We start from the raw sequence: 9034 nt of genomic DNA, 5'->3' as shown, positions 1-9034 counted from the left end.
ACCACTTACACAGTTTCTCTCACAGTGCCTGTATTTAATCATGTAGATGGCTGACGGTTGAGTGACTCTCTGGTCTAAGCGTCTTGCTTAGGCCCGAGAGTCACTCAACCGTCACTTCATCTTTTCCCTAAAATCCCCTCAAATTATCCTCAACATCCCTATCCATAAACTTCCCAAGAGGATCAATCCCTCCTCTAACCGGCTCCCTATCCACAATAATTTCCAATTCTGCCAACTGATCTGTAATCTTATGCTTCTTTAAATAAATCAACTCCTCTTCCCCATTCTTACCTTCCCCATATATGCCTACATCTACCCAGTCATCCAACCCCATATTTTTCTCAACCCCCAAACTATCCAATCGAAACTTCTTAACATTTAAACTCAGACTCACTTTAAACTGATCTTTTGAAAGCTTTTCAAAGGTGGCATCCGTCGTTTTGTTCTCATAAAGGGTAACGTTTTCAAACAAATCGCTAATGAGGTATTGCAGGCTATCCGATGTTACTTCCCTGAAATAGCCCAGCAAATCTATAGTAGTTGGATATCTGTCTGTCTTTGTCTTTTTCAATCCATGAAAACTATCCCAGTCCCTTAGGAAACGGCTTAGGGCAATATTTACACTATTTTCCGAAATATAATCCTGAAAGGCATAGAGGTTGATCAGGCCTTTTCCGTAATGGATATAATCTTGACCGGATTCTACCAGGGCCAATGGCATTTCCTGTACTTTCTCTCTTGTTCTTCCCTTTAAATAGCGATTCCTGTGAAATTGCAAAAGTTGTTGCACCCTCTCTTCCGGATATTCCTGCTTCAAAACCATGAGAGCCGAATATTGTGCCAGTGTCTCAGAAAGCATGGACATACCCTGTACATTGGCAGGATTCACCTGATGTCCCCACCATTGATGTGCCATTTCATGGGCAGTAACATAAAAAGCCATGTCTACATCTTTTTCATCATCAATATCCATGATGAACCCAATTCCTTCTGAAAAAGGAATGGTGTTAGGGAATGATTGGGCCCTGTCTTTATAAACGGGCGTCTCCATAATCCGCATTTGCCGGTACTGATAAGGAGCAAAATGTTGCGTATAATAATCCAAAGACTTTTTCATCCCTTTCATCATTCGGTCCAGGTTATACTCATGCCCTTTGTGGTAGTAGATTTCCAGATCTACCGGACTGCCTAAACTATCATGGGCCGGCACCCATTGGTCTTTCATCACTTCATAACGGGCAGATACGATGGAATAGAAATTAGACATGGGTTTATCCATTTTATAATGGAAATAATGACGATTACCAGCTACCCATTCCCTTTGTAAATTACCGGGTGCAATGGCTATCTGGCTGGAGTCCGTGCCTATCACCATTTCAAAATTGATCTCCTCCCCGTCCCCTCCGGACCTGCCCCCCAATACGGCTATCCGATCGTCCCTTTTGGCCCTTCTAATTTTTGGCTCCAGTCGATTCCGTTTCCGAACATCCTCGTCTTCCAGTTCGATATCCTCATTGTACCCAATTGTTGGAAAGTGAAAATTATCCAAAAAAGTCCCGTTGTATACCAAATGGGTATCTCTACTTTCGGTAAATCCCTGAGTGGTAAAGGTCTGCTTAAATTCCATTTTCAGGGAATCTCCAGGCTGTAGTGGTTTATTCAAAGTATAAATTTTATAACGGAAGCGCTCATAATCAGAATTAACAGTGGCCCCACCCTCAAAATCCAGGTATTCAATTTGCACCTGCTCATTGGGGAGAATTTGAATATGGATTTCATCAACAGGCATATCATGCGTATTGGTGAGTATGTAATAACCTTCTGCAGCATAATCCCTTTCATAAGGGTAAAGGTCCAATTTCAGGTTCACATCTACAATTTTGGGTTGGGGAATATACTCCAGATGCTTGAGAGTTTTCTCATAATCTACCCGATGAGCTTCTTCTGATGCCGGTGAACTATAGTTATTTAGGATATTGGTATTATAAAAAATATAACCTCCTGATAAGATAAAAATGGCCACTGCAACGGCTCCGGCTTTAAACATGGGTTTACCCAGTCGTTGTCTGAACAGTTTCATGCGTTTATTGAGCTGTGTCTCTGCTCCTCTCACTGAAACCAGTACAGCAATAAGAAAAAGTAAAAAGGAAAAGGCAATCCAATATCCCTTAAACCAAAGATAAGGCTCAAGGAAATGACCATACCCATTCATATCCGAATAAGTTCCTAAATCTGCACCACCAAATGTATACAACCCATGATCAACCCCAAGTACTTTTAACAGGATGGTGGAAGCAAAGACCAAAATCACCACTACCATATGCCCTATAAATTTATGATTAACCAGGGTCTGGATGAAAAAGCAGATAATGGTCAGAAGGAAAAGAAAAGGAAAGACCTCCACAAAGAAACCTATGAAGTACACACCCAATTCATACTGGTAATAACCTCTTGAAGTTTGAAAGAAGACCCCTGCTAGTATGAGGGACAATATCAATACCACTTCTATGAAAATCAACCCAATGAACTTTCCTGCCAAACTAATAAAACCAGAAACTGGTAAAGCATCATATATGCCGTTTAACTTCGCATTCCTTTCTTTCCAAACCAGTTCACCGGAATAAAACACAATAATCGACAAGAAAAATATTACCGTCAGTTCCACAAGCTCTCCTATCAGAATATAGGTAGTGGGGTAACTATCCACCCCAAAGGAAGTGCCCAGATTAAAGGAGCTGATCAGCAGGATTCCCATTCCACAAAGGACAATCGCCCAAAAAGGAACTTCCTTCACAATAGATTTGAAATTAAATAAAGCATGTTGCAGGAGCTGCTGCAAATTTGATTTAACTCCCTCCTGCAGGCTGACTGCCGGAATTTGAATATTAGTCATCTCCTGACCGGAAGAGTTTTCCACATTGGGGGTCACTTTTAGTTGTTTTTTAAACCCTTTTCCCCTAACCACATTAAAACTGAAACCAAAATAACCTACTACTAATGCGACAATGCCCATTCCCACCCAAAGCAGACGATTATAAAGCAACACACCTTCCACCGGAATCATCAGGGAATTTCGTTCTATTACGGTCCAGAATTTGGTAAACACCCTGATACTTTGGAAAGTAAAGGGTTCAATAAGAGCAGTTACAAACAGGTCATCCGAACCTTTGGCCAGATTCATAGCCAGGAGGTAAGCCATTAAAAACAGAAATCCCTGGGTATAGACCACCAGTAATTTACGGTTTAAGGCACCGCTCACGAAAAAGATGGCTCCACCAAAAAACAAAGTGGGTACAATCAAATAAAGAAAAGGCTGAAAATAGTGCCAAAAATTAAAAGGCAACATTTTTTCCGCATCGTGCCAGGGCATAAAATCTCCAAGGATCATCCCGAAGAGCAAACCGGAGAAAATAAATACTAATACCAGGAATGAACCCAAGAACCGCCCCAGGAGATAATCCCTTTTCTTAATAGGATTGATAAACAGCAGGGATTCCATCTGATGATCAAAGTCTCTCAAAACGGCTACTCCCATGATCATGGAAATGATCATCATGAAAAGAGCAGAAACAATGCCCATGGTTCTGGCGATCACAATGGGTGCATTTCTTTTAAGAGGGGCCAATTCCCCTTCAAAAAGAAAGTCAACGGCTAAAATGGAGTACAGGAAAAGGATAAAAAAGTAGATATAAGTATCGGGCCGTTTTGCCCTGTATTGAAGCTCAAATTTTAGTATTTCGTACCACATGATAGATTTGGTTTTAGGTTGGAAAAAGAATTCAGGAAAGTACCGGGCTATAATTTTGCCCGCCAAAGATCTGCGCAAAGTAAACATCACTTAAGTCTGTCTCAACAGGTTCAAAACCATTTCCCGGATCACTATCACTTAAAATGTGGATAACAGGTTTGCCCAGGAGTCTTCTTTCCGCAATGACCGTATAAGCATTTTTGTAGGCTTTCAAACTGTTTTTTGAAATGGTTTTTTGATACACCCTTCCTTCCAAGGCATCCATAGCCTTTAAAGGACTGCCCTGCAACAGTACTTTGCCCTGGTTGATAATGGCCATGTTGGTGCACAGTTCCTTTACATCCTCCACTATATGAGTGGAGAGGATCACAATTGTATTTTCTCCAAGCTCACTCAACAAATTATAAAAGCGGTTTCTCTCGGCAGGATCAAGGCCGGCTGTAGGTTCATCCACAATGATTAGTTTAGGATTGGAAAGTAGGGCCTGGGCTATGCCAAAGCGCTGCTTCATTCCTCCTGAATAACCGCCAAGGTTTTTCTTTCTTTCATCGTAAAGGTTGGTTTTGTGTAGAAGAGCTGTGACTACCTCTTTCCTTACTCTCCTATTGGTTAACCCTTTCAATACAGCCAAATGATCGAGCAAGACTTCCGCAGATATTTTAGGGTAAAGTCCAAACTCTTGAGGCAAATAACCAAGCACTTTTCTCACCTCCTCTTTTTGGGTCAAAACATCCAATTCTCCCAAGGTGACTGTACCTTCGTCTGCCTCCTGCAAGGTGGCTAAGGTACGCATCAAAGAAGATTTTCCGGCACCATTGGGCCCCAGTAATCCAAACATGCCTGTGGGAATTTCCAATGAGACATTATTGAGCGCTTTCACCCCATTGGAATAGGTTTTAGATAGGTTATTAATGGTAAGATTTTCCATAGGATTCAAATTAATTTTTATCAAACCTATAGACTAAATCATTGAACTCTAAATAATTGTGACCAACTATCTTTTGGCAGGTTCACAATGATTTCAGGGAAATGTGAAGTTCGTTTGTCACATTTCTTGGAAGGTTAAGGCCCAATGGAAGGCCGTTGGTCAACTTCTTTGACAAAGGTGGAAGAAAATATCAATAAAAAAAGTTTGTTAAGTCCCTGCCTATTTACATAATACTCCTTTCTACTGTTAATATTACACCTTTTATCCTAAGACCTTTTCTTAGAGGGAAAAAGAATAATTAAACATCAATGAATAAAAATTGCATTTTTCTTATATAAAATTGAATTTTACCATTCATTGTTAAGTAAAAAAACTCTAAATTTAATAAGCTATTGACTTACTATAAAAAGTACAACTTACTGACCTACTGACTTTCTTCCCAACTTTATCTTAACTATTCATTTAATACCTTACAAAGCATAGGGCAAAGAGTTAAAAAAGCTTGCCCATACCTTTCCTATTAATTTCTCCCCATCTACATGAATTGATAGAGGAAACCCTCTGTCTAATCCACATTAATCCAAACCCCTCACTATTAAACTTTAGTTCTGATGAAAAAAACAGGTTTACTGCTTATTTCAGCATTTCTTGCTGCTAATTTAGCCTTAGCCCAGCAAATTTCTGAGCAAGAAAAAGCCTGAAAGAAGAAATCGGCGTCAAGCTGGACACCGAAACCGTTCAGTAGGCTACAACTATCAAAATCCCCCGTCCATTTTCCTTCTTCATCCTTCTACCAACAAGGATATTCTAGTAACCCACTATTCTATACCAAATGGAATAGCTCATCACACTCGGGGATAAATCAACAATCCAGGGTTTTATTGCCTCCTTCTTTATTGTTGGCCACTGAAACAGCCTTTTCCATTGGTAATGCAACAGCTATGACTACCGCTGTGGATATCCCTCCCATTTCAGCAGAAGCCACTGCCACGGCCTCGACGCTGGGCCTCGGATTCGCTCAAGCCATTGCCAATGACGGGGATAACACAGCTACAGCAACAGCTACTACTTTAAGCCTTGGAGGTAGTGGAACAGCAAATGCCTCTTCCAAAATCGATATCGTTGCAGGTGTAACGGGAAATACCGTAAATGCTACTGCTAATGCCCTAAAAACAGGTAGTGGAGATACTACCGCAGAAACCTTAGTGGATATCCAAAATGGAAATATGAGTACGGTTACTAATCAAGTCACAGCAGTAGCTACAGGGGGAGGAAGTACTATTGTCAATGACAACATTCAAACGGATCGGAATGGGGCGGTAATTATTGACGGTAATGAATCATTAGTGAATTATGTAATAAGGGCACTTACTGTTGGCACCAATTCAACAACAACCATCAACACAGGAAGCCTTGCCGGACAGGCGGAGGCTGATAATTCTAAAATACATTACAAAATTAATTCATTAGGAATTGGGGAAGGCGCTAACACCATGATTAATAATGGAGAAAGAGCTGGGCTAATTAATGTTTCTAATAATTCTGAAGTAAATTACAATATTAATGCTTTCACCCTTGGCAGTTCTACCACCGTAATTAATAACGGAAATAGTGCAGGTGCTATAAGGGCAAATAATTCTAGGATTAATAATACCATTAATGCACTTACAATTGGAGAGAATGCCAGTACTATTATAAATGAGGGGAACAGTGCAGAATTAATAAGCAGCAGAGATTCTGATATTAATTACAACATAGCTGCATTGTCAATGAACGGAGTAGTTAGGATTAACACGGGATCAGCTGCAGGATCGATAGCCTCTTTTGATGGTTCAAATGGACACTTTTCAATACGGGCTTCCGCCTTTGGTAATGGGTCCATCACTCAGGTTAACAATGTTGGCAGAGCCGGATTGACCGAATTGGTAGCTTCCGCTGTTGATTATCAAATAAATGCTGCTGCTATTGGAAATGCTTCTCTGGCAACTGTCAATTCAGCAGATGGCGCAGGAATAGTGATTGCCAGGGACGGATCCGATGTAGACTACAGGGTTACTGCGACAGCTATTGGTGGTAGTTCTGAAGCCCATGTCAATACCTCAGACAATGCTGGAGGAATAGATGTTTTTAGTGCTAGGGTAGATTACGGCATTAATGCAACGGCTTTTGGTAATGATTCAAAAGTTAATATCAACGAAGGTGGCAATACCGGAATAATTAGTACTTTAGATGACAATATACTTTCTAAAGTTAATTATCAAATCAAAGCGGCGGCTATTAATGGGGCAAATATCACTATCAACGAAGGGGACACACAGGCCGGATCAATATTATTTTCCAATGCCTTTGTAAACTACAGAATTAGTGCAGCAGCTTTTGGTAAAAACTCATCTACTTATGTCAATTCAGGGCAAAGTGCTGGAGAAATAACTGCTATTGAGGCAAATGCAGATTATAATATTAATGCACTGACTTTTGGTAATGCATCAACTACTCATATTAACGATGGCAGAAGAGCGGGGGGGATAAATGCTTTCTTTAATAATTCAAAAGTGAATTACAACATTCAAGCTTTTACTATTGGTAATCAGGCAAGCTCCATTGTTAACCAAGGGGAAAATGCCGGATTAATAAGGGCTATAAACTCAAAGGTAAAGTCCCATATTAAAGCCATTACTTTTGGGAATAATGCAAGCTCTATTGTCAAACAGGGGGAATTAGCAGGGGCAATAGAGGCCACCAATTCTATCGTACATAATAATATAAAAGCCCTGGCAATTGGTAATCATTCAAGCACAATTGTTAACCAAGGGGATTTAGCCGGGGCATTAGGAGCTGATGGAGATGGAAATCATATTAGCAATAATATTCAAGCCATAAGTTTAAATGGTGGAAAGGTCATAGCAGATTCAGACATAACTACTTTTGGAGACCAAAATGTAATCACACAAAAAGTAGAAAGTTTTGCTTTTGGAGGAACAGCTATTGCTACAGGTAATAGTACAGTGGGAAATGATATGGATAATTATCATAATAATGAAATTACTCTTCACTCTAAAGCTTTAAATTTTGGAAAAGGTGAAGCCATCTCAAATGTAACTGCAGAAGCAGAAGGAAATAATGGAAAAATAGCAGTTAAAGGTTTGGCTTTAAACTTCGGATATGGTAGAGCAGATGCTCGTGCTAATGCAAGCACAAGTGAAGATGGCAATGCCACCGTTAATGCCAAAGCTTTAAACTTCGGTTCAGATGATTTGTCTTCAGCTGTAGCCAATGCCAGTGCTATAGCCAATAATGGGGGTAATGCTACAGCTATTGCCAATGCTTTTAACGTCGGAGATGGTAGTGCAGTTGCAATTTCTGTTGTTAATGCAGATGGCGGTGGTATGGCTACAGGAAAGGCCAATGCTTATAACTTTGGAGGGGGTAAGGTTTTAGCACGTGCAAGGGCAACCGCAGATGCAGTTGGCATGGCAAAGGCCGAATCTTTCGCATTCAATTGGGAAATGGGGACTTCTAATGCCGTTTCTTCTGCAACAGCTAGTGGAATGGGAGCTGAAGCACTTGCTGTGGCTAAAGCTATTAATATAGGGCATGGTATGGCTACTTCTGATGCTACAGCAAATGCAAGTGGGGATGGTTTTGCGTCAGCTAAATCTTTTGCTTCTAACATTGGAGGTGACTTTGCCGATGCAACTACATTAGCGGAGGCCTCTCAAGGACAATCCTCCACAGCGTTTGCTGCCGCTATTAATCTTGGTGGGTTTGGGTTTACTCCCACATTTATGGCATCTAACGGTGGAACGGCAATGGCAACCGCTACCATAGGAAACTGGTTCACAATGGGCAAGATTGATTTACAGGGACATGGCAACCAAGCCACCATCAGGCAATCTGGATTAGGAAATATAGCAGAAATCATCCAATCTGGGGACTACAATTTTTATGAGATTGACCAACAGGGAAAAGGCCAAACTGCCCTGATCAATAAAGATGGTAACAGCTGGAACAATAAAGCCCTAATTAGGCAGTCAGGTAAAGATAACTTCATGGAGGTGGAAATGAGTGGGAGAAATAATAGGCTAATCAGTAACCAAAGAGATGATCAACAAAGGATGAAAATCAGCCTGAAAGGAAACGATTTTACCCTCTATGTTCGGCAATAGGTTTAATATAAACTAAAAGTTGAATAGGAAACCGGCTTTTCAAAGGGCCGGTTTTTTTCTTTCACCAAAAGGAATCATCCATAGGTATTTAATAAAAAAAGCCCATCAACTATGACAGGCTTTCCATTTGCAATAAAAAGAAAATAGTAATTATTAAACCACTTTGACATTTACCGCATTTAAACCTTTTTT

3 protein-coding genes are annotated in these 9034 nt (G+C 40.4%); 1 reads left to right on the top strand and 2 read right to left on the bottom strand.

Annotated elements, in window-relative coordinates:
* Window positions 1-127: 127 nt before the first annotated feature.
* The gene (locus E1171_RS13990) at window positions 128-3748 is read right to left on the bottom strand and encodes an ABC transporter permease/M1 family aminopeptidase (RefSeq protein ID WP_155206651.1); all 3621 of its coding nucleotides are present in this window, start codon (window positions 3746-3748) and stop codon (window positions 128-130) included.
* Window positions 3749-3779: 31 nt separating this feature from the next.
* Window positions 3780-4676, bottom strand: a complete 897-nt coding sequence (locus E1171_RS13985; RefSeq protein ID WP_155206650.1) for an ABC transporter ATP-binding protein — start codon at window positions 4674-4676, stop codon at window positions 3780-3782.
* Between the two features lie 881 nt (window positions 4677-5557).
* On the opposite strand from E1171_RS13985, the gene E1171_RS13980 reads away from it, so the two are divergent.
* Entirely contained in the window at window positions 5558-8842 is a 3285-nt protein-coding gene (locus tag E1171_RS13980) for a beta strand repeat-containing protein (RefSeq protein WP_155206649.1), read from the top strand.
* The last annotated feature ends 192 nt before the right edge of the window (window positions 8843-9034 follow it).

Origin of the sequence: Xanthovirga aplysinae, assembly GCF_009711365.1 — a bacterium.
GTDB classification, from domain to species: Bacteria; Bacteroidota; Bacteroidia; order Cytophagales; family Cyclobacteriaceae; genus Xanthovirga; species Xanthovirga aplysinae.
Note: the sequence above shows the minus strand (reverse complement) of the source record. Positions and strands in the feature narration are given on the sequence as shown.